Consider the following 20,927-nt stretch of genomic DNA (forward strand, 5'->3'; position numbering starts at 1 on the left):
GCGCCTCCAAGGCGGGCCTTCAGGATACGTGCGCCCGTCCCCTTTCGGGCCCCTGCCCGACACCGCCCAAGCGTCCACTCCCGTCCGCCGGCTCACCCTCCCCCGCCGCGTCCTGACGCGGTGCGCGGCCCCTCGCCCCCCTCGGATAGGTGAACCTCACGGCCCCCGCCCCGCCCGCCGCCACTTCCTTGCCCGTGCCCGCCGCGGCCCGTACAAGATCCCCACCAGATAGTTACCGCCCGGTATCGACCGGCCCGCCGAACGGGGACCCCCATGAACAAGGTCATGAGCCGCGCCGCCGCCCAGCCCCGGCCGCGTCACCGCCCGCCGACCCGCCGCGACTCCCGCCGCCCCGGAGGCGCGCCACCCCGCACGCCCAGCCGGCCGGCAGTCGCCCTCACAGTGCCGCAGAGGCGTCCTGCCGGGCCTGTGCCGGCCGCACGGCCCGCTCGCCCGACGGACCTGTTCGCCGACCGCCTCCTGGCCGTCCTGAGCGGTCAGCGGCCCGTCCACTGGATGCTCCGCCACACAGCGGGCCGCGCCTACGACGACCTCGCCCGCCTCGCCGAACACAGCCCCCTGCGCACCCTCGGCCCCCGCCCGGTCGTCCGCGACATCGGCTACTACGTCCCCAGCGAAGGCGCTCTGGAGGTCTTCGCCCGCGTCAGCGCCGGGAACCGGCTGCGCGCCCTCGCCTTCCGCCTGGAACGGGGCAAGGACCTCCGCTGGCGCTGCACAGCCGTGGAAACGGGCCCGCGGTAGTCCCGCGGGGGGCGATCGCGCGGGTGCGGGTGCGGGTGGGCCGGTCGCACGGTTCCCCGCGCCCCGAGGGGATCGCAGGAGCCGGGACCGGCCGCGGCACCCCTGGGCCGCGCGGACGCCCACCCGTAGAGCGCGCACCGGCCGCGGCACCCCAGGGCCACGGGGAACCGCGCGATCACCCGCCGCACACCCGCACCCGCACCCAGCCGCCCCCGTCCCTCGGGCGGCAACGCGACGGGCCGGACCCCAGAAGGGATCCGGCCCGTCGGAGCGATCGGCGTCACTTCTTGCGGCGGCGTCCGCCCTTGGCCTGCCGGCGGCGCTCGGCGCGGGTGAGCCCGTCCGACTCGGACCGCACCGGCTCCTCGTCCTCCAGGTCACGCTCGACGATGCCGCCCTCACCGTCCACGGTCGGCGCGGAGAAGTGCAGCTCCCGCCGCTGCGGAACGTCCAGCCCCTTCGCACGGATCTCGGGACGCGCGCCCGCCTGCGCCGGCACCGTGTCGTGCACGCCCTCGCCGACCGGCAGGGCCTCCTCGACCGGGACCTCCTCGACCTGCTGCTCGACCTGCACCTCCAGGTTGAACAGGTAGCCGACGGACTCCTCCTTGATGCCCTCCATCATGGCGGTGAACATGTCGAAGCCCTCGCGCTGGTACTCGACCAGCGGGTCCTTCTGCGCCATCGCGCGCAGGCCGATGCCCTCCTGGAGGTAGTCCATCTCGTAGAGGTGCTCGCGCCACTTGCGGTCCAGGACCGACAGCACGACCCGGCGCTCCAGCTCCCGCATGATCTCGGAGCCGAGCTGCGCCTCACGGGAGGCGTACTGCTCGTGGATGTCCTCCTTGATGGACTCCGAGAGGAACTCGGCCGTCAGGCCCGCGCGGTCGCCGGCCGCCTCCTCGAGCTCGTCGACGGTGATCTTCACCGGGTACAGCTGCCGGAAGGCGCCCCACAGCCGGTCCAGGTCCCAGTCCTCGGGGAAGCCCTCGGCGGTCTCGGCGGCGACGTACGCGTCGATCGTGTCATCCATGAAGTGCTGGATCTGCTCCTGGAGGTCCTCGCCCTCCAGTACGCGCCGGCGCTCGCCGTAGATGACCTCACGCTGCCGGTTGAGCACCTCGTCGTACTTCAGGACGTTCTTACGCGTCTCGAAGTTCTGCGTCTCCACCTGCGCCTGCGCGGACGCGATCGCGCGCGTGACCATCTTGTTCTCGATCGGCACGTCGTCCGGCACGTTCGCCATGGACATCACGCGCTCGACCATCTGCGCCTTGAACAGCCGCATGAGGTCGTCGCCGAGGGAGAGGTAGAAGCGGGACTCGCCGGGGTCGCCCTGGCGGCCGGAACGACCGCGCAGCTGGTTGTCGATACGGCGCGACTCGTGCCGCTCGGTGCCCAGCACGTACAGCCCGCCGAGGGCCTCGACCTCGTCCTTCTCCGCCTTGACCGCCGCCTCTGCCCGCTCCAGGGCGGCCGGCAGGGCCGCGGCCCACTCCTCGATGTGCTCCTCGGGGTCGAGGCCGCGCTGGCGCAGCTCCGCCTCGGCGAGGTCCTCGGGGTTGCCGCCGAGCTTGATGTCCGTACCACGGCCGGCCATGTTGGTGGCCACGGTCACCGCGCCCTTGCGGCCGGCCTGGGCGACGATCTGCGCCTCGCGGTCGTGCTGCTTGGCGTTGAGCACCTCATGCTGGATGCCGCGCTTGCTGAGCTGCTGCGAGAGGTACTCCGACTTCTCGACGGAGGTGGTGCCGACGAGGATCGGCTGGCCCTTCTCGTGCTTCTCGGCGATGTCGTCGACGACCGCCTCGAACTTGGCGACCTCGGTGCGGTAGATGAGGTCGGACTGGTCCGCGCGGACCATCGGCTTGTTGGTCGGGATGGGGACGACGCCGAGCTTGTAGATCTGGTGGAACTCGGCGGCCTCGGTCATCGCCGTACCGGTCATGCCGGACAGCTTCTTGTACAGGCGGAAGAAGTTCTGGAGGGTGATCGTGGCGAGCGTCTGGTTCTCGTCCTTGATGTCCACCCCCTCCTTCGCCTCGATCGCCTGGTGCATGCCCTCGTTGTAGCGGCGGCCGGCGAGGATACGGCCGGTGTGCTCGTCGACGATCATGACCTCGCCGTCGATGACGACGTAGTCCTTGTCCTTCTTGAACAGTTCCTTGGCCTTGATGGCGTTGTTCAGGTAGCCCACGAGCGGGGTGTTCACCGACTCGTAGAGGTTGTCGATGCCCAGCCAGTCCTCGACCTTGCCGACCCCGGACTCGTGGATGGCGACCGTGCGCTTCTTCTCGTCGACGTCGTAGTCGCCGGTCTCCTCCAGGCCCTTGAGCGGGTTGCCGGCCTCACCGCGCTTCAGGCGCGTGACCAGCTTGGCGAAGTCGCCGTACCACTTGGTGGCCTGGTCGGCGGGGCCGGAGATGATCAGCGGCGTACGGGCCTCGTCGATGAGGATCGAGTCGACCTCGTCCACGATGGCGAAGTTGTGGCCGCGCTGCACCAGCTCGTCCTGCGACCACGCCATGTTGTCGCGCAGGTAGTCGAAGCCGAACTCGTTGTTCGTGCCGTAGGTGATGTCGCACGCGTACTGCTCACGACGCTGAGCCGGCGTCATGTTGGCCAGGATGCAGCCGACCTCCAGGCCCAGGAACTTGTGGACGCGCCCCATCATCTCGGAGTCGCGCTCGGCCAGGTAGTCGTTGACCGTGATGAGGTGGACGCCCTTCCCGGACAGGGCGTTCAGGTAGGCGGGCAGCGTGCCGACGAGGGTCTTGCCCTCACCGGTCTTCATCTCGGCCACGTAGCCGAGGTGGAGCGCGGCGCCGCCCATCATCTGGACGTCGTAGTGCCGCTGGCCGAGGACACGCTTGGCGGCCTCGCGCACGGTGGCGAACGCCTCGGGGAGCAGGTCGTCCAGGCTCTCACCGTCGGCGTACCGCTGCTTGTACTCATCGGTGAGGGCGCGCAGCTCGGCGTCGGAGAGGTCGACGAAGTCCTCTTCGATGGAGTTGACCTGGTCCGCGATGCGGTGCAGCTTGCGCAGGATCTTGCCTTCGCCTGCACGCATGATCTTCGAGAGGACGGACACGGGGGCTGGTCTCCTTGCCGGTCGGGCCTGGGACGGTCGGGTTTCCTTGGGACGTACTGAGCAACGGCCATCGTATGCGAGGACCCGGCTGCGCCGGGAGGTCTGGCGGCGCGACGGCTCCTTCACCCGGGACAACGGACGGGGCGGCCGGATAGTGCCGCACCGCACCCGGATTCGCACGGAAAGTGATCATCCGGTCGCACAACGCGGAACAGGATGGCCACCCGGGGGCGCGACGAGCAGAATCGGGCGATGCGACCCGTCACGCTCACCACGGACCGTCTCGTGCTCCGCGCCGTCGGCCCCGCCGACACCGACGCCGTGTACGTGGCCGTACAGGACCCCGACATCCAGCGCTGGACGACGATCCCCTCGCCGTATCTGCCGGAACACGCGCTCACCTTCACCGAACAGATCGTCCCCGACGGCTGGGCGCAGGCGTCGATGTTCGGTTTCGGCGTGTTCCTCACCGGTGGCGCACTGGCCGGCGTGCTCGGCCTGACGATGCGTTCCCTGGGCATGGCCGAGATCGGCTTCTGGACGGCCCGGGAACACCGCGGCAACGGCTACATGACCGAGGCCACCCTCACCGCCTGCCGTTGGATCTTCACCGAGGTCGGCGTCGACCGGGTCGAATGGCGCGCCGAGGTGGGCAACCACGCCTCCCGCGCGGTGGCCGAACACGCGGGATTCACCATCGAGGGCACCCTGCGCTCCGCCCTCAACAACAAAGGAGTCCGCCGGGACTGCTGGGTCGGCTCCCTCCTCCCCTCGGACCTCGGCCTGCCCTCCACCGCCCCCTACCTGCCCGCCCGTTCGTGACGAAGGCACAGCTCGGCGCGGACTGTCAGTGGCACCCTCTATCGTCCGACCCATGACGACCCTCCCGCGCCCCACCACCACCCTCACCGCGGACGACGCCCGCCGGATCGTGCTGCGGGCCCAGGGCCTCCTCGGCGCACCCGACCGGCGTGCCGGGGTCCGCGGGGTGCTGCGCCACCTCGGCGCGGTGCAGCTCGACACCATCTCGGTCCTCGCCCGCTCCCACGAACTCGTGCCGTACGCCCGCCTGGGCGCGGTCGGCCGCAAGACCGTGGAGGCCGCGTACTGGTCGGACGCCCACGCCTTCGAGTACTGGTCGCACGCGGCCTGCATCCTCCCCGTCGAGGAGTGGCCGCACTTCGCCTTCCGCCGCCGCGCCTACCGCAACCGCCCGCACTGGAACCACGATCTCCCCGCCGGTGTCTACGACCAGGTCGTCAAGCAGCTGCGCACGGAGGGCCCGCTGACCGCCACGGAACTGGGCGGCGCCAAGCGGACGAGCGAATGGTGGGACTGGTCGGGCACCAAGGTCGCCGTCGAACGCGCGCTGATGTACGGCGAGGTCGTGTGCGTGGAACGCCGCGGCTGGAAGCGGGTGTACGACCTCGCCGAGCGCGCGATCCCCGGCGAGCTGCTGCACGACGAGCTGAACGACACCGCGTGTCTGCGCCGCCTGGTCCGGCTGGCGGGCGAGTCCCTCGGTGTCGGCACGCGCACGGACATCGCCGACTACCACCGCCTCAAGGGCGAACAGGTCGACGCGGTGATCGCCGACTCGGGCCTGGTGCCGGTCGAGGTCGAGGGCTGGGGCAGGCCGGCCTGGGCCGACCCGGCCGCCCTGGCGACGCCGCCGCGCGGCCGGCACCGCACCACGCTGCTGTCGCCGTTCGACTCCCTGGTCTGGGAGCGGGCACGCACGGAGCGGATCTTCGGCTTCACCCACCGCTTGGAGGCGTACGTGCCCAGGCCCAAGAGGGTCTACGGCTACTTCGCCATGCCGGTGCTCGCCGGCGGCCGGCTGGTCGGCCGCGTCGACCCGGCCCGAGAGGGCCGCACACTGGTGGCCAGGCAGGTCACCCTGGACGGCCCGAAGGCGGCCCAGGCGGTCGCCCAGGCCCTCGTCGAGGCGGCGACCTGGGTGAACTGCACCGACGTGCGCGTGGAACGCGTGGACGCACCGGAGCTGCGCGAGCCCCTCACCCGAGAACTGTCCGGGCTGCTCGGACAGCGCTAGCGGATTTCGAGGATCTTCTCCCGCATCGCGTAGACCACGGCCTCCATCCTGGAATGCAGCTGCAACTTCTCCAGGATGTTGCGGACGTGGTTCTTCACGGTGTTCTCGGAGATGAACAACTCCTTGGCGATGTCCCGGTTGTTCATCCCCGTCGCCACGAGCTTGAGGACCTCCAGCTCCCGGTCCGTCAGCCGGGGCGCGGGCACCAGCCGGCGCTCGTCGGTGCGCTGGATCATCGACTTGAACTCGGTGAGGAGTTTCGACGCCATCGAGGGGCTGATCTGCGACTGCCCGTCGGCCACCGCGCGAATGGCCGTGGCCACCTCGTCGGTCGAGATCTCCTTGAGCAGATAGCCGGTCGCGCCCGCCTTGATCGCGTCGTAGAGGTCGGCCTCCTCGTCGCTGATCGTCAGCATGATGATCTTCGCGCTGGGCGCGACCTCCTTGATGGAGGTGCAGGCCTCGATGCCGCCGCGCCGGGGCATGCGGACGTCCATCAGCACGATGTCGGGGAGCAGGTCGGCGGCCTTGTCGACGGCCTCGGCGCCGTCGCCCGCCTCACCGACGACCTGGATGTCCTCCTCGGCCGCGAGGACGATCTCCAGGCCGCGCCGGAAGAGGGCGTGGTCGTCCACGACCAGGACCCTGATCGGCTCCTTGTGTGCGGAGTCCGCGCCCGGGTCCCTGCCGATGACATCGTCACCGGCGCCCCCGCCCCGCATCGGTCCGAAGGTGTCCGCCATCGTTCCTCCCCCTGAAGGCTGTGGCCTGTGGTCCTGTGCCATCGCCAACCCAAGGCAGCGGCCCACCGGTTGGGCCGATGCGGCCATGATTCCATGCCCGGGCACCACCGAGGTGACATGCGGGGCGTGAAGTGGTCGCACACCGGTGCCCCTGGGGGCGCACAGGCGCTCCAGGGGCACCGGCCGAGCTTCATGCCGGGCGGGTCATCCGCCCAGCGTGCCACCCGCCGCGTGCGGGTCCGTCTCGGTGACCATCGGGTCCGTGCTGAGGTGGATCACACCGTAGTCGTAGGCGTGCCGCCGGTAGACGACGCTCGGGTCCTTCGTCTCGGCGTCGACGAACAGATAGAAGTCGTGGCCGACCAGTTCCATCTCGTAGAGCGCCTGGTCGAGGCTCATGGGGGAGGCGACGTGGGTCTTCTCGCGGACGACGAGGGGGCCGTCGCCCTTGACCTCCAGCGGGCCGATCTTCTTCGTCGGCACCGCGTCCTGCTGCTCCTCCTCCTGGACGAGGAGGCCGCTGTCGTTCAGCGTGGCCACACCCGGCACCTGGTCGGCGATCTCCGCCACCGACACCCGGTGCGCGCCCCGGCGTGAGAACCGCTTGTCGTGCTCCTTGCGGAGCCGGGCGTCCAGCTTCTCCGCCGCCAGGTCGAGTGCCGCGTACGGGTCGCTGGCCGCTGCCTCCGCGCGGATCACCGGACCGCGGGAGCGGAGCGTGATCTCCACTCGGTCACAACGGTCGGCCTGTCGGGGGTTGGGCTCCTTGGACACCTCGACGTCGAGGCTGATCACCTTGCCATCGAGCTTCTGGATCTTCTCCAGCTTCAGCTTCTCGGCCACATGCTTGCGGAACCGCTCGGGCACCTCGGTCTTGCGGCCTTTGACGACGATGTCCACGCAGAACTCCGTTCCCGGATCGCTCCGCCGGCTGGGCGGAGCATCTCCCTTTCGCACCCGGTCCGGTGATCACCGGACCTCGGACTCGGTGACTTCCACCTCCTCCTCCCCCATGGACGAGATCTCCACCCCACCGGTGCGGGTGATTGCGAAAAACCCGCAGCACGGCATTCGGATATGCGAGGTGCGGCCTGCGCCTTTCCTCACGACCGAACATATCTCGCCCGGACGGATGGCGTCACCCTCTACTACGAGGTACCTCCGTTGGGGTTAATAACCCCTGTCATACCCCTCTCACTACCTGCAACGACGCAGGTCGACGGTCAGTTCCTGTTCATTTCGAAAGAATCCCACGGCGCGGCGACCACCGCGGCGTGGAGCAACCGCCCGGAGGCGTTCGGTACCACCATTTCCGGTGCACCCAGCACCCACTTCCTCTCCTCCGCCCGTGCACCGTTCCGTTGTTCTTCCCTACCTTCCCGGCTTACGGCCGCATACACGGCCGTTCCGCCATCGCGACGGGATACCGCCGCCCGCAGGGCCCGCGCCGCCTCCGCGAGACTGGCGCCCGTCGTCATCAGGTCGTCGACGAGCACGACGCGGCCCGCGCCGAGCAGCCGGCCGCTCCCCGCGGTGGCCTCCAGGGCGCCGGCGATGTTCTCCAGGCGCCGCCGCGCGTCCAGACCGGCCTGGTCCGCCACGGCCCGCCGCTGCCGCAGCACGGCCGCCACCCGGGCCGGTGTCCCGGTGCGCCTCAGCTCCCGGGCCGCCGCGAGCGCCATCCGCCGTACCGGATCGTGCCCGCGCGCCCGCACCGCCCACCGGGCGGAGGGCACGGGGACCAGCAGCACCGGCCCTCGCCACGGACGTCCACCCGGCCCGCCACCGGCCGCCTGGCCGCGGAGCCCCGCACGCACGGCTCCCGCCAGCGCCGCGCCCAGCGTCCCGGCGAGCGCCAGCGCGCCGCGCTCCTTGTGGGCGAGCAGCAGCGTCCGCACCTCCGCCGCGTACGGCGCCACCGCGTGCACCACCGGCAGCCCGGCCGGCTCCGGCGCAGGCCGCACCCGCCGCGCCGCACGTCCGTCCACCGCGGCCCGGCAGCGCGGGCAGAGCGCCGTACGAGGTGCCCCGCAGCCCGCGCAGTCGGCCGGCAGCACCAGGTCGGTGAGGTCCTGCCACCACCCCCGCATGCCCACCACTGTGCCCACGCCGCCGCCGGTCTGCCACCCCTGTGGAAAACCCCTGTGGACAACACCGGGCACCGCACGCCGCGGGCGGGTGCCGGGTCCGCGTCCTCAGCCCGGATAGACCGGCGCCGTCCCGTCCTTGTCGATCTTCTGCCACTGCGCGCCGGACGGCAGTCGTACGATTCCGTCGTCCGAGTAGGCCACCAGCGGCACCCGCTCGTTCTCGGAGGCGGCGATCGCCTTCACACCGGGGAGCGCGCCGGGTGCCGGGATGTCCAGCGCGGAGCCGTCGATCTGGACGTACCGCATCTGCTGCACGCCCCCGTGCTCCTGGCCGACGACGAGCAGTCTGCTGTCACCGGCCCAGGAGATGGCACTGACCTCCTCCAGGTCCGGTGCCGGCGAGTGCAGCCCGTCCACCGAGATGCCCTGCCCGGTGCCGTCGTCGCGCTGGATCCGGCCGATCGACAGGGACTGCTTGCCGTCCTTCTCCACGAGCAGCGCGATCCGCGTCCCGTCGGCGGCCACCCGCGCGTCCGTGATGCGGCCCGGCAGGTCCGGGACCGCGACCTGCTCCGGCTTGGCGCCGCCCTGTTCCACGACGAACAACCGCGGCCGGTGCGGGTCCCGGTCGGCCACCCACAGCTCACCTCGGGCGTCCCAGCTCGGCGTGGCCAGCCGCTCCGCCGGCGCCGCACCGGCGCTGGTCACCAGCGGGTCGCCCAGCGAACCGCCCGCCGCCAGCGATGACGTGTACAGCGACGCGCCCCGGTCGCCGACCACGGCCGCGGTGTCCTCGTCCCGCGACACGGCCACCGACAGCAGCCCACTGCCTCCCTCGCCGAGCGGCCCGGGCACCCGGTCGGCGCCGGCGCCGGTGCCGGTGCTGCCGGTCGGCATCCGCACCAGCCGGTGCTTGCCGTCGAGGAAGTACAGGTACTCGGGGCGCCTGGCCGACCCGTGCCAGGCGGCGGACTCCGCGCGCTCCTCGCTCACCTCGCACAGCCGGTCGCCGCCCGCTCCCTGCAACTCCACGGACTCAAGCGTCGGCACGAGGTTGCGCAGGGTGAACAGCACCTGCGTCGCCATCTCGGTGCACTTGCCGGCCGTGACCTGAGAAGGCTTGAGATTCAGCGGCACGGTCAGCTTGTTCTGGTCGTCCGGTGCCAGCCCGGTGACGCCCTTCTTCAACGCCGTACCCGTCGGGAAACTCGACCGGACCACCGGGCCGAGCCACGCGGTGGGGCCGTGCAGCAGCGAGCGGACCAGCTGCGTCATCGGGTCCACCTTGCTGCGTACGAACACCGGATCGGCGACCGCCACCGGCTGCTCCCCGGACCCGACCGCCGTGTGGGAGGCGAAGTAGTACTTGTCGACGGACGTGTAGTTCCGCTGGAAGTCCGACTTGCCCATCACGACGCCGTCGGGCAGCCCGTCGATGCGCCACTGCCCGCTCCTGGGGTTCTTCGTCAGGTGCAGTTTCTTGCGGTAGGGGGCCTCGGCGGGTTGGTAGGCCTGCTGCGCGTCGACCGTGGCGACCTGGGCGCCGGTCAGCACACAGGTCGCGCTGTCGGTCTCCTCCCGGCCGCCCGGGTTGCAGTTGGTCGCGATGCTGGGTCCGTTCGCGAGGACCGTCGTCGAGCGCTCCGGCCTCCAGACGCGCGCCGCGTCCGCCGTCAGGTACTTGCGCGCCGTGTCATAGCCGGGATCGTCACTGGTCAGCGCCTCGAGGAAGCCCTGCATGATCTCCCCCGGACCGACGCCCTCGGCGGGCGGCATGGCGAACACCCGCACTCCGGTGTCCTGTCGCGGTGTGGATTCCACATCCCGCAGGTCCCCGCTGTCGGGCATCGAGGCGCACCCGGCCAGCACCACGATGCCCAGGGCGGCGTACGCCACCGCGCGCCCCGGCCGCCGCCGTGCGCCCCCCGTGCGGTCAGCGGCCACGAAATGCCTCCCCTGGCTGGTGCGAGTCCTCCGGCACGGCCGCGCCCGACGCGGACGCTTCCGGCTGGTCCGCGTTCAGTCGGTCCCCGTGCGGTCGGTCCGCGTCGGGCCGATCCCCGTGCAGCCGGTCCACGCCCGGCCCGTCCACGTCCGCCCCGTCCGCGGCGGCTGCCCGGCGGTCGTCCGGGCGGTCGTCCGGGCGCCGGGCGCCACCGGCGGGCCGGGGCACCACGCGCGCGCCGTTGCCGGGCAGGGCGGTCGGGTCGGCGGCGGGGCTGTCGGTGGCCAGCCGCGGCGCGATCGACGCCCGCGGCGGCAGCGCGGGCGCCTGCGCGCCGCCCTGCTGCACCGGGACCGTCGCCCGCTTCTCCTCGTCCCCGCGGCGCTGACCGGCGTCGTCCTGACCGCGGTTGCGGCGCGAGTCCTTGGGTTCCAGCGGTATCGGGGAGCCCCGCAGCGGTTCGTCAGCCGTCCTGGGCAACGTCAGCCGGAACTGCGAGCCGCCACCCGGCTCGCCCCACGCTTGCAGCCAGCCGCCGTGCAGCCGCGCGTCCTCCAGGGCGATCGACAGCCCCAGACCCGTCCCACCGGTGGTACGCGCGCGTGCCGGGTCGGCCCGCCAGAAACGGCTGAACACACGGGTCGCCTCACCGGGCTTCAGTCCGACGCCGTAGTCACGCACCGCGATGGCCACCGCCCCGCCCGCCGCGGCGAGCCTGACGACGACGTCCCTGCCCTCACCGTGCTCGACGGCGTTCACGACGAGGTTGCGCAGTACGCGCTCCACCCGCCGCGCGTCCGCCTCGGCGACGACGGGCTGCTGGTCACCGCGCACCCGTATGTGAGTGCCTTTGCGCTCCGCGAGCGGTTCGGCGCCGCTGACCACCCGCCGGACGACCTCCCTGAGGTCGATCGGCTCGGCCTCCAGCGCCGCCGCCCCGGCGTCGAACCTGCTGATCTCCAGCAGGTCCGCGAGCAGCGACTCGAACCGGTCCAGCTGGTCGGCGAGCAGTTCGGCCGACCGCGCGGTCACCGGGTCGAAGTCCTCGCGCGCCTCGTGGATGACGTCGGCGGCCATCCGGACGGTGGTCAGCGGGGTGCGCAGCTCGTGCGAGACGTCCGACACGAACCGGCGCTGCATCCGCGACAGCTCCTCCAGCTGCTGGATCTTCACCTGGAGGTTCTGCGCCATCTTGTTGAAGGCCTCGCCCAGGCGCGCGATGTCGTCCTCGCCGGTGACCTTCATCCGTTCCTGCAACCGCCCGGCGGACAGCCGCTCCGCGATCCCGGCCGCCATCCGCACCGGCGTGACCACCTGCCGCACCACCAGCCAGGCGATGGCGCCCAGCAGCACGACCACGAACAGCCCGGCGGTCGCCAGAGTGCCCTTGACCAGGCTGAGGGACTTCTCCTCCTGCGTGAGCGGGAAGAGGTAGTACAGCTCGTACGACCGCCCGTTGGGGTCGTTGACCTGCTTGCCGATGACCAGCGCCGGCTGGGACTCCTTGCCGTTGGAGTAGACGATCCGCGTGTAGCTCTGAGCGGCCGTCGTACCGCTGTTGACCCGCTCGCGCAGGTCCGCGGGCACGCTGGAGGTCGGGCTCACGTTGCCGGAACCGCGCGGGCTGCGTCCGCCGCCGCTGTCGTCGCCGACGGGCAGCGTCACCACGTCGAAGGCGCCCGCGCCACCGCTGGACAGCGACTCCACGAGGTCGCTCATCCACGGGATGACGTTCTGCGACTGCCGCCCGTCCGGGGTCACCGTGCCGTCACCGGCACCGGTCCCGGCGGCCGTACCCGTACCCGTCCCGCCGGCCGCCTCGTCGGCCTTCTGCTTGGCCACCGCGAACCCGCCCGTGGCCTGGCTCTGCGACGCCTTCACCTTCGCGTCGAGCAGGCCGTTGCGCACCTGCCCGATCACGACGAAACCCAGCAGCAGGACGACACCCAGCGACATCAGCAGGGTCGTGGCGACGACCCTCAGCTGGATGTTGCGCCGCCACAACCGCATCACCGGCAGCAGCGGACGGCGCACCCAGCGCAGGAACAGCCGCAGCACCGGGCTGCCCTGGACACCTGCCTGCGGCAGTCCGCCCTGGAACAGCCGCCTGAGACGCGCGACCACCGCCGCCCGGCCGACAGGCCGCCCCGGACGGGTCCCGGACCTGCCGGGGGCCGAAGCGGCACCGTCCCCGGGCATGTCAGCTCGGTCCGGCCTTGTAACCGACGCCACGGACGGTCACCACGATCTCCGGCCGCTCCGGGTCCTTCTCGACCTTGGACCGCAGCCGCTGGACGTGGACGTTGACGAGCCGCGTGTCCGCGGCGTGCCGGTAGCCCCACACCTGCTCCAGCAGCACCTCGCGCGTGAACACCTGCCACGGCTTGCGCGCGAGCGCGACCAGCAGGTCGAACTCCAGCGGGGTCAGCGCGATCGACTGCCCGTCCCGCTTCACCGAATGCCCGGCCACGTCGATGACCAGGTCACCGATGGTCAGCTGCTCCGGCGCCGGCTCCTCGGACCTGCGCAGCCGTGCCCGGATCCGCGCCACCAGCTCTTTCGGCTTGAACGGCTTGACGATGTAGTCGTCGGCGCCCGACTCCAGGCCCACGACGACATCGACGGTGTCGCTCTTGGCCGTGAGCATCACGATCGGCACCCCGGACTCCGCCCGGATCAGCCGGCACACCTCGATGCCGTCCCGGCCGGGCAGCATCAGGTCCAGCAGCACGAGATCGGGCTTGGACTCACGGAAAGCGGCCAGCGCCTTGTCGCCGTCGGCTACGAAAGACGGCTCAAAACCTTCACCACGCAACACAATGCCGAGCATCTCGGCCAGTGCGGTGTCGTCGTCGACGACAAGGACTCGTCCCTTCATAAACGACATCATCCCATTCTCGTAACGACGACAGAGGCGCAGGTGAGCAGGCTCACTGGCCTGTGACGATAGTCGTACGGGGCCGTCACTGTCTGCCCCGGTCCGCCGCCACGGGCCGGACCCCGGCCCGTGGCGGGCCGGACGTCCGCTGCGGCGGCCGGGCCAGGGCCCCGGGAATTGCCGCTTCCGCAAGGCCCAGTGGGTTATCGCGCCCTCAGCCGGCCGTCACCTGGCGTGACCTGGCGCACAGTTCCGCGAGGGCCTCGGCCGTCACGGGCGAGACGACTCCCTCCTCGGTGACGATGGCCGTCACCAGCTCGGGCGGCGTCACATCGAACGCCGGGTTGTACGCCTGCGTTCCCAGGGGCGCCACCGGTATCCCGCCCCCCGCTCCCGTGACCGGCACCTGCGGCGCCGCGATCTCGGTCACTTCGTAGCCGGGACGCTGCTCGACCTCGATGGACGCGCCGTCCGGGGTGGCGGGGTCGACGGTCGTCAGCGGCGCCACCACGATGAACGGCACATGGTGGTAGCGGGCGAGCACGGCGAGCGGATAGCTCCCCACCTTGTTCGCCACGGAGCCGTCGGCCGCGATCCGATCCGCCCCGACCAGCACCGCGTCCACCTCGCCGGCCGCGAACAGGGAACCCGCCGCGTTGTCGGTGAGCAGGGTGTACGCCATGCCGCTGCGGGCCGCTTCGTACGCCGTCAGGCGGGCGCCTTGCAGGAGCGGGCGCGTCTCGTCCACCCACAGTCGCCGCAACCTCCCCGCCCGGTGCGCCGCGAGCGCCACCGCGAGGGCCGTGCCCTCCCCGCCCGACACCAGTGAGCCGGTGTTGCAGTGCGTGAGAACCCGGTGCCCGCCGGCGGGCAGCAGTTCGTCGAGCAGCGCCAGTCCGTGGGCGGCCATCCGGACGCTGCCCTCGGCGTCCTCCCGGTGCAGCGCCCGCGCCGCGGCGAGCGTCGCCACGGCGGCGGCTGTGGGGTCACCGGTACTGGCCAGCGCCGCCTGGTGCGCGGCCCGGGCCCGGCGCACGCCGACGGACAGGTTCACCGCCGTGGGCCTGGCCTCTTCGAGCGCCCGCGCCGCGTCGGCCACGTCGAAGCCGCGCGCGGCGGCGAGCGCGACTCCGTACGCCCCCGCGATCCCGAGCAGCGGCGCCCCGCGCACGGCGAGCGAACGGATCGCCTCCACCAGCGCCGACGCGTCCGTGCACACCAGCTCGGCCTCTTCGGCCGGAAGCCTCGTCTGATCAAGAAGGACCAGTACGGGCCCCTCGGGTGGTTCCTCCCACCGGATCGCCGGTATCTCGGTCGGCCGCCTGTCCTCACCGGTTCGCGCCTGCTGATCAGCCATGCCGTCAGTCTGCCCCGGAAACGGCGGACAATTGAAGGTGGCCACCCCCTACCGCGACCGGTCGTGCCATGACCGGCCCATGGCACGATGGCTGCCAACCTGCCGCCGCGACCGCGGAAGGGCACCGAGAAGGAGCTTCGATGACAGACACTCCGGGCTGGGCCTCGCCCGGATCCGCCCCGTCGCCCGAGGGGCGGGAGCCCGGTGCGTCCGGCCCGACCGAGCCCGCCGACCGCCCCGGCCCCGCACCGCAGGCGGGCGCGGAGGCGCAGGGCCTGGGCGCGAAATGGTCCGAGGAGCAGCCGCCACCCGGCCAGTGGCCCGCGCCCACCGGTGCCCCCAGCCCGGACCAGGCCCCGCCGCCCCCGCCGCCCGGCCCCGGCTGGGACGGCCGGCACCCCGGCGGCCCCGGCGGTTACGGCGCTCCCGGTTACGGCGCTCCCGGCCCCGGTGGCTGGGGTGCTCCCGGCCCCGGCCCCGGCGGCTACGCCGGTTACGGCACCCCCGGCGGCTACCCCGCCTGGGGCGGCGGCTGGGGCGGCCCCCCGCCGGCGGCCAAGCCCGGTGTCATCCCCCTGCGCCCGCTCGGCGTCGGCGAGATCCTCGACGGCGCCGTGTCCACCATGCGCACGCACTGGCGCGCGGTCCTCGGCATCGCGCTGGCGGTCGCCCTGATCACGGACATCAGCCTGGTCGTCCTGCAGGGCTTCTTCCTCGACGACGCCCTCGCCCGGACGTCCCTGGACAGCCGCACCGCCACGCCCGACGAGGTGTTCCGCGCGCTGCGCGAGACCATGATCGGCTCGGGTATCGTCACGGTGATCTCCGTGGCCGCCATCATCGTCGCCACCGCCCTGCTCGCGACCATCACCAGCCGCGCCGTGCTCGGCAAGCCGATCGGCATCGGCGAGGCCTGGCGCGAAGCCCGGCCACAGCTTCCCAGGCTGGCCGGTCTGCTGCTCCTGCTCGGCCTGATCGTCGGCGGTGTGTTCGTCGCCGGGGCACTGCCCGGCTTCCTGGTCCAGCAGACCGGCGGCAGCGACGCCGGCGGATCCGCGCTGCTCGCCCTCGGCCTTCTCGGGGCCGGGGTCGTCGCGCTGTGGCTGGCGATCCGCTACAACCTGGCCGCGCCCGCCCTGGTACTGGAACGACAGGGCGTCGCGAAGGCCATGAGCCGCTCCGCCAAGCTGGTACGCGGCGCCTGGTGGCGCGTCCTCGGCATCCAGGCGCTCGCCTGGATCATCTCCGGCATCGTCTCGGCGATCGTCACCATCCCCTTCGCAGCCATCGGCGCCGCCGTGAGCGGCCACGGCATGAACGACTTCCTCACCACCGGGAACGGGCACCTCGGCTGGACGTTCCTGATCATCCGGGGAATCGGTTCCCTGATCGGCACCACGCTCACCCTCCCGATCAGCGCCGGCGCCACCGTGCTCCTCTACATCGACCAGCGCATCCGCCGCGAGGCCCTCGACCTCGAACTGGCCCGCGCCGCCGGCGTCCGGGAGCACGGCACCGGCGTCCCCGGTGCCGTCCCCGGGAGCTGATGCGGTGAGCCTCACGGGGGGCATTGCCGCGGCGGCGGCCCCACACGGCGCCGCCGCCGCGGCCGTACGGCACCTGCTGCGTGCCACGGACACCGCCGTCCTGACAGCCGGCGGCTCGGGCGACGAGCCGCCGGTGACGATTTCGCGCGATCCCGCGCGGGAAGCAGCCCGGCGCGAGCTGTCCCGGCGGATGTACCACGAGAACGACCCCAGCGCGTTCCAGCGCGCCCTGAACGCGTTCTGGGACTGGCTCGACCGGCTGTTCGGCTCGGCCGCCTCGGCGACACCCGGCGGCACGGTGGGCCTGCTCGTCGTGATCCTCTTCGTCGTCGCCGTCCTGGCCGCCCTCTGGTGGCGCCTCGGCACCCCGCGCCGCCGGCCCGCCTCCGCCGCCGCCCTGTTCGGCGACCGCCCCCGCAGCGCCGCCGACCACCGCGCGGCCAGCGAGGCACACGCCGCCCGGGGCCACTGGAACCAAGCCGTCCAGGAACGCGTGCGCGCCCTCGTCCGCTCCCTGGAGGAACGCGCCCTGCTCGACGTACGCCCCGGCCGCACCGCCGACGAAGCAGCCGCCGAGGCCGGCCGCGTCCTTCCCGCGCACACGGACCGGCTGCGCGCCGCCGCCCGGGAGTTCGACGACGTCACGTACGGCGGGCGCGCGGCGAGCGCAGAGTCGTACCACCGCGTCGCCGCAGTCGACCGCGACATCGAACGCACCCGGCCGAGTCTCGCCGACAGCAGCGCCGGCACGGCCGACCCCACCCGCCAGGGGGCCGTCGAGTGATCAGCGAGGCCCCGGCCACCTCCACCGCACCCACCGGACGCCAGGTGTGGACGCGCGCGCGGGGCATCGCGCTCGCCGCCGTGCTGATCCTGGCCGCGGCGGTCGCCATGGCCGCCGTACGCTCCACCAGCCGGCACGGCGACCTGGACCCGCGTTCCGCGGACCCGTACGGCAGCCGCGCCGTCGCCCAGCTCCTCGCCGAACGCGGCGTGTCCACCCGTGTGGTCACCACCCTCGGCGCGGCCCGCGCCGCCACCGGCCCGGACACCACCCTGCTGGTGGCCGTACCCGACCGGCTGACACACCACCAACAAGACCACCTGCACGCGGCGACGGCGTCCTCCGGCGGCCGCACCGTCCTCGTCGCAGCCGGCAGCTGGTCCGTCGAACGGCTCGCCCCCGGAGTCACCGCGGACCCGGCCACCAGCCTCCACTCCGCGCTCGACCCGCACTGCCGCCTGCCCGAGGCCCGGCGGGCGGGCAGCGCCGACACCGGTGGCATCCGCTACACCACCACCCACCTCGGCGCCGACTCCTGCTACCCCAGCGAGCGCCTCGCCACCCTGCTGCGCGTCCCGGCGACCTCCGGCGGCGGCGACACCGTCGTCCTCGGCGCGCCCGGCATCCTCCGCAACAACCGCCTCGACAAGCAGGGCAACGCCTCGCTCGCCCTCCAACTTCTCGGCTCGCGCCCCCATCTGGTCTGGTACCTCCCCTCGCTGCCCGACGCCTCCGCCACCGGCACCGGCGAACGGAAGGACTTCCTCGACCTGCTCCCCGCGGGGTGGCTCCGGGCCACCCTGCAACTCTTCCTCGCGGCGGCCCTCGCCGCACTCTGGCGGGCACGCCGCTTCGGTCCCCTCGTCGCCGAAAGACTCCCCGTCGCGATCCGTGCCTCGGAGACCACCGAAGGCCGCGCCCGCCTCTACCGCAAGGCGAACGCCCGTGACCGCGCGGCCACCGTTCTTCGCGCCACCACCCGCACCCGCCTCGCCCCCCTCGTCGGCGTTCCCCTCGCCCATGCGCACACGCCCGAGGCCCTGCTCCCCGCCCTGTCCGCCCACCGCACCGGCGACGGGCAGGCCCTGCACTCCCTGCTCTTCGGACCGCCGCCCGGCGACGACGCGGCCCTCATCGCACTCACCGACCAACTCGACGCCCTCGAAAGAGAGGTACGCCGTTCATGATGGCCCCGACCACTGACAACGCCGGGCAGACCGGGGACGCGGGCACCGCCCGGGCCGCCCTGGAAGCCCTGCGCACCGAGATCGCCAAAGCCGTGGTCGGCCAGGACCCCGCCGTGACCGGCCTCGTGGTCGCTCTCCTCTGCCGTGGTCACGTCCTGCTCGAAGGGGTCCCCGGGGTCGCGAAGACGTTGCTCGTCCGGGCTCTCGCGTCCGCTCTGGAACTCGACACCAAGCGGGTCCAGTTCACCCCCGACCTGATGCCGAGCGACATCACCGGCTCCCTCGTCTACGACACCCGCAGCGCCGAGTTCTCCTTCCAGCCCGGCCCGGTCTTCACCAACCTCCTCCTCGCGGACGAGATCAACCGCACCCCGCCCAAAACCCAGTCGTCCCTCCTGGAAGCCATGGAGGAACGCCAGGTCACGGTCGACGGCACGCCCCGCCCACTCCCCGAACCCTTCCTGGTCGCCGCGACCCAGAACCCGGTCGAGTACGAGGGCACCTACCCTCTCCCCGAGGCACAACTGGACCGCTTCCTGCTCAAGCTGACGGTCCCCCTGCCGTCCCGGCAGGACGAGATCGACGTCCTCACCCGCCACGCCTCGGGCTTCGACCCCCGCGACCTGCACGCCGCCGGCGTACGCCCCGTCGCCGGGCCCGCCGACCTCGCGGCGGCCCGCGCCGCCGTCGCCGGGACGACCGTTTCCCCCGAGATCACCGCCTACGTCGTCGACATCTGCCGCGCCACCCGCGACTCCCCCTCCCTCGCCCTCGGCGTCTCCCCCCGCGGCGCCACCGCCCTGCTCGCCACATCGCGCGCCTGGGCCTGGCTGACGGGCCGTGACTACGTCATTCCCGACGACGTGAAGGCCCTGGCCTTGCCCACCCTCCGCCACCGCATCCAGCTGCGCCCCGAGGCCGAGATGGAGGGCGTGACCAGCGACGCGGTCATCAACGCCGTCCTCGCACACGTCCCGGTCCCCCGCTGATGGCACTCACCGGACGCGCCGCGCTCCTCGCGGCCCTCGGCTCGGTGCCCGTCGGCGTCCTGGAACCGGGCTGGACGGGCATTCTCGCGGTCAACGGCTCCCTGGCCCTGGCCTGCGCCTGCGACTACGCGCTCGCCGCGCCCGTACGCCGTCTCGCTCTGGCTCGCTCCGGCGACACCTCCACCCGCCTCGGTGAAACCGCCGACGTCACCCTCACGGTCACCAACCCCTCTCCCCGTCTTCTGCGCGCCCGGCTCCGGGACGCCTGGCCGCCCAGCAGCTGGCAGCCAGGCACCGAAACCTCCCGGCACCGACTGACCGTGCCCCCGGGCGAACGGCGGCGCGTGACGACCCGGCTGCGTCCCACCCGCCGCGGCGACCGGCAGGCCGACCGCGTGACCATCCGCTCCTACGGCCCCCTCGGCCTGTTCTCCCGCCAGGGCACGCATCGACTGCCCTGGACAGTACGAGTCCTCCCCCCGTTCACGAGCCGCAAGCACCTCCCGGCGAAACTCGCTCGATTGCGTGAACTCGACGGCCGCACCAGCGTGCTGACCCGTGGCGAGGGAACGGAGTTCGACAGCCTTCGCGAGTACGTCCCGGGAGACGACACCCGCTCGATCGACTGGCGGGCCACCGCACGGCAGTCCACGGTCGCCGTCCGCACCTGGCGTCCCGAACGCGACCGGCACATCCTCCTCGTCCTGGACACCGGCCGTACCTCGGCCGGCCGGGTGGGCGACGCGCCGCGCCTGGACGCCTCGATGGACGCCGCTCTGCTCCTGGCGGCGCTCGCCGCCCGCGCCGGCGACCGCGTCGACCTCCTGGCCTACGACCGCCGGGTACGCGCTCTCGTACAGGGCCGTTCGGCGCGCGACGTGCTGCCGTCCCTGGTCACTGCGATGGCCGGAGTGGAACCCGAACTGGTCGAGACGGACGCGCGTGGCCTGACGGGCACGATCCTGCGTACCGCACCGCGTCGTTCGCTGATCGTGCTGCTGACGACACTGGACGCGGCTCCGGTGGAGCAGGGGCTGCTCCCGGTCCTGCCGCAGCTCGTCCAACGCCACACTGTTCTGGTCGCTTCCGTGGCGGATCCGCACATCGCCCGCATGGCACAGGCCCGGGGCAGTGTGGAGGCGGTGTACGAGGCCGCGGCAGCCGCTCAGGCGCAGAGCGAGCGTCGGCGTACCGCGGAACACCTTCGTCGTCACGGGGTGACGGTGGTGGACGCGACGCCGGAGGATCTGGCGCCGGCTCTGGCGGACGCGTATCTGGCGCTGAAGGCCGGGGGACGACTCTGATCCGCGCGATTCCATCCCTTCGGGCCGGCGGACATCACGCCGCGGATTTCCGCGAATATCACCCCTGAACGCAGAAAACCCCCGCATCGAAGATGCGGGGGTTTTCCCAAAAATTGTTCGGCGGTGTCCTACTCTCCCACAGGGTCCCCCCTGCAGTACCATCGGCGCTGTGAGGCTTAGCTTCCGGGTTCGGT

General features: G+C 72.4%; 16 protein-coding genes and 1 rRNA gene. 8 read left to right on the forward strand and 9 right to left on the reverse strand.

Annotated features, from left to right (window positions below; all coding sequences use genetic code 11):
• Positions 1 to 273: 273 nt before the first annotated feature.
• Positions 274 to 762, forward strand: coding sequence for an Rv3235 family protein (locus tag ACGFT1_RS28490; protein ID WP_373911840.1), 489 nt, complete (start codon positions 274 to 276; stop codon positions 760 to 762).
• A gap of 280 nt (positions 763 to 1,042) precedes the next feature.
• Here the strand turns inward: ACGFT1_RS28490 and secA are convergent, their stop codons facing one another.
• The gene (gene secA, locus ACGFT1_RS28495) at positions 1,043 to 3,853 is read right to left on the reverse strand and encodes a preprotein translocase subunit SecA (RefSeq protein ID WP_373911841.1); all 2,811 of its coding nucleotides are present in this window, start codon (positions 3,851 to 3,853) and stop codon (positions 1,043 to 1,045) included.
• Between the two features lie 252 nt (positions 3,854 to 4,105).
• Between secA and ACGFT1_RS28500 the strand changes: the two genes are divergently transcribed.
• Both ACGFT1_RS28500 and ACGFT1_RS28505 read left to right on the forward strand, forming a co-directional pair.
• The gene (locus tag ACGFT1_RS28500; RefSeq protein WP_373911842.1) at positions 4,106 to 4,675 is read left to right on the forward strand and encodes a GNAT family N-acetyltransferase; all 570 of its coding nucleotides are present in this window, start codon (positions 4,106 to 4,108) and stop codon (positions 4,673 to 4,675) included.
• Between the two features lie 52 nt (positions 4,676 to 4,727).
• Positions 4,728 to 5,909 carry a winged helix-turn-helix domain-containing protein gene (locus ACGFT1_RS28505; protein WP_373911843.1) on the forward strand — a complete coding sequence of 394 codons (1,182 nt, stop codon included), beginning with the start codon at positions 4,728 to 4,730 and terminating at the stop codon, positions 5,907 to 5,909.
• Here ACGFT1_RS28505 and ACGFT1_RS28510 read toward each other — a convergent pair.
• The 7 genes from ACGFT1_RS28510 to mtnA form a co-directional block, all read right to left on the reverse strand.
• Positions 5,906 to 6,652, reverse strand: a complete 747-nt coding sequence (locus ACGFT1_RS28510) for a response regulator (RefSeq protein ID WP_373911844.1) — start codon at positions 6,650 to 6,652, stop codon at positions 5,906 to 5,908. The genes ACGFT1_RS28505 and ACGFT1_RS28510 overlap by 4 nt on opposite strands.
• Before the next feature lie 204 nt (positions 6,653 to 6,856).
• Entirely contained in the window at positions 6,857 to 7,552 is a 696-nt protein-coding gene (gene hpf / locus ACGFT1_RS28515) for a ribosome hibernation-promoting factor, HPF/YfiA family (RefSeq protein ID WP_373911845.1), read from the reverse strand.
• Between the two features lie 323 nt (positions 7,553 to 7,875).
• On the reverse strand, positions 7,876 to 8,742 hold the full coding sequence (locus tag ACGFT1_RS28520) for a ComF family protein (RefSeq protein ID WP_373911846.1): 867 nt from the start codon (positions 8,740 to 8,742) through the stop codon (positions 7,876 to 7,878).
• Positions 8,743 to 8,847: 105 nt separating this feature from the next.
• A complete protein-coding gene (locus ACGFT1_RS28525; RefSeq protein ID WP_373911847.1) occupies positions 8,848 to 10,686 on the reverse strand; it encodes an LpqB family beta-propeller domain-containing protein in 1,839 nt (612 codons plus the stop codon).
• The gene (gene mtrB / locus ACGFT1_RS28530; RefSeq protein ID WP_373911848.1) at positions 10,676 to 12,886 is read right to left on the reverse strand and encodes an MtrAB system histidine kinase MtrB; all 2,211 of its coding nucleotides are present in this window, start codon (positions 12,884 to 12,886) and stop codon (positions 10,676 to 10,678) included. Before mtrB ends, ACGFT1_RS28525 begins: the two co-directional genes overlap by 11 nt.
• A 1-nt stretch (position 12,887) precedes the next feature.
• On the reverse strand, positions 12,888 to 13,577 hold the full coding sequence (gene mtrA, locus ACGFT1_RS28535) for a two-component system response regulator MtrA (protein WP_187279108.1): 690 nt from the start codon (positions 13,575 to 13,577) through the stop codon (positions 12,888 to 12,890).
• 202 nt (positions 13,578 to 13,779) lie between these two features.
• A complete protein-coding gene (mtnA, locus tag ACGFT1_RS28540) occupies positions 13,780 to 14,922 on the reverse strand; it encodes an S-methyl-5-thioribose-1-phosphate isomerase (protein WP_373911849.1) in 1,143 nt (380 codons plus the stop codon).
• A 140-nt stretch (positions 14,923 to 15,062) separates the two neighbouring features.
• Here mtnA and ACGFT1_RS28545 point away from each other — a divergent pair, with 140 nt between their 5' ends.
• The 5 genes from ACGFT1_RS28545 to ACGFT1_RS28565 are packed head-to-tail and all read left to right on the forward strand — an operon-like array spanning position 15,063 to position 20,733.
• Positions 15,063 to 16,469 carry a glycerophosphoryl diester phosphodiesterase membrane domain-containing protein gene (locus ACGFT1_RS28545; RefSeq protein WP_373911850.1) on the forward strand — a complete coding sequence of 469 codons (1,407 nt, stop codon included), beginning with the start codon at positions 15,063 to 15,065 and terminating at the stop codon, positions 16,467 to 16,469.
• Positions 16,470 to 16,473: 4 nt separating this feature from the next.
• On the forward strand, positions 16,474 to 17,253 hold the full coding sequence (locus ACGFT1_RS28550) for a DUF4129 domain-containing protein (RefSeq protein WP_373911851.1): 780 nt from the start codon (positions 16,474 to 16,476) through the stop codon (positions 17,251 to 17,253).
• Positions 17,250 to 18,440, forward strand: a complete 1,191-nt coding sequence (locus ACGFT1_RS28555; protein ID WP_373911852.1) for a DUF4350 domain-containing protein — start codon at positions 17,250 to 17,252, stop codon at positions 18,438 to 18,440. Before ACGFT1_RS28550 ends, ACGFT1_RS28555 begins: the two co-directional genes overlap by 4 nt.
• Positions 18,437 to 19,429, forward strand: a complete 993-nt coding sequence (locus ACGFT1_RS28560; protein WP_373911853.1) for an AAA family ATPase — start codon at positions 18,437 to 18,439, stop codon at positions 19,427 to 19,429. The genes ACGFT1_RS28555 and ACGFT1_RS28560 overlap by 4 nt, the downstream gene beginning before the upstream one ends.
• Entirely contained in the window at positions 19,429 to 20,733 is a 1,305-nt protein-coding gene (locus tag ACGFT1_RS28565) for a DUF58 domain-containing protein (protein ID WP_373911854.1), read from the forward strand. Before ACGFT1_RS28560 ends, ACGFT1_RS28565 begins: the two co-directional genes overlap by 1 nt.
• A gap of 115 nt (positions 20,734 to 20,848) precedes the next feature.
• Here the strand turns inward: ACGFT1_RS28565 and rrf are convergent.
• A 5S ribosomal RNA gene (gene rrf / locus ACGFT1_RS28570) occupies positions 20,849 to 20,927 on the reverse strand; the annotation flags it as partial.

The sequence above is a fragment of the Streptomyces sp. Y20 genome (genome assembly GCF_043195475.1).
Taxonomy (GTDB): Bacteria; Actinomycetota; Actinomycetes; order Streptomycetales; family Streptomycetaceae; genus Streptomyces.

Coding starts and splice junctions, on each gene's coding strand:
- ACGFT1_RS28490 (WP_373911840.1), top strand. CDS start 274: ATGAACAAGGTCATGAGCCGCGCCGCCGCCCAGCCCCGGCCGCGTCAC.
- ACGFT1_RS28500 (WP_373911842.1), top strand. CDS start 4,106: ATGCGACCCGTCACGCTCACCACGGACCGTCTCGTGCTCCGCGCCGTC.
- ACGFT1_RS28505 (WP_373911843.1), top strand. CDS start 4,728: ATGACGACCCTCCCGCGCCCCACCACCACCCTCACCGCGGACGACGCC.
- ACGFT1_RS28510 (WP_373911844.1), bottom strand. CDS start 6,652: ATGGCGGACACCTTCGGACCGATGCGGGGCGGGGGCGCCGGTGACGAT.
- ACGFT1_RS28520 (WP_373911846.1), bottom strand. CDS start 8,742: ATGCGGGGGTGGTGGCAGGACCTCACCGACCTGGTGCTGCCGGCCGAC.
- mtrB (WP_373911848.1), bottom strand. CDS start 12,886: ATGCCCGGGGACGGTGCCGCTTCGGCCCCCGGCAGGTCCGGGACCCGT.
- mtrA (WP_187279108.1), bottom strand. CDS start 13,577: ATGATGTCGTTTATGAAGGGACGAGTCCTTGTCGTCGACGACGACACC.
- mtnA (WP_373911849.1), bottom strand. CDS start 14,922: ATGGCTGATCAGCAGGCGCGAACCGGTGAGGACAGGCGGCCGACCGAG.
- ACGFT1_RS28545 (WP_373911850.1), top strand. CDS start 15,063: ATGACAGACACTCCGGGCTGGGCCTCGCCCGGATCCGCCCCGTCGCCC.
- ACGFT1_RS28560 (WP_373911853.1), top strand. CDS start 18,437: ATGATGGCCCCGACCACTGACAACGCCGGGCAGACCGGGGACGCGGGC.
- ACGFT1_RS28565 (WP_373911854.1), top strand. CDS start 19,429: ATGGCACTCACCGGACGCGCCGCGCTCCTCGCGGCCCTCGGCTCGGTG.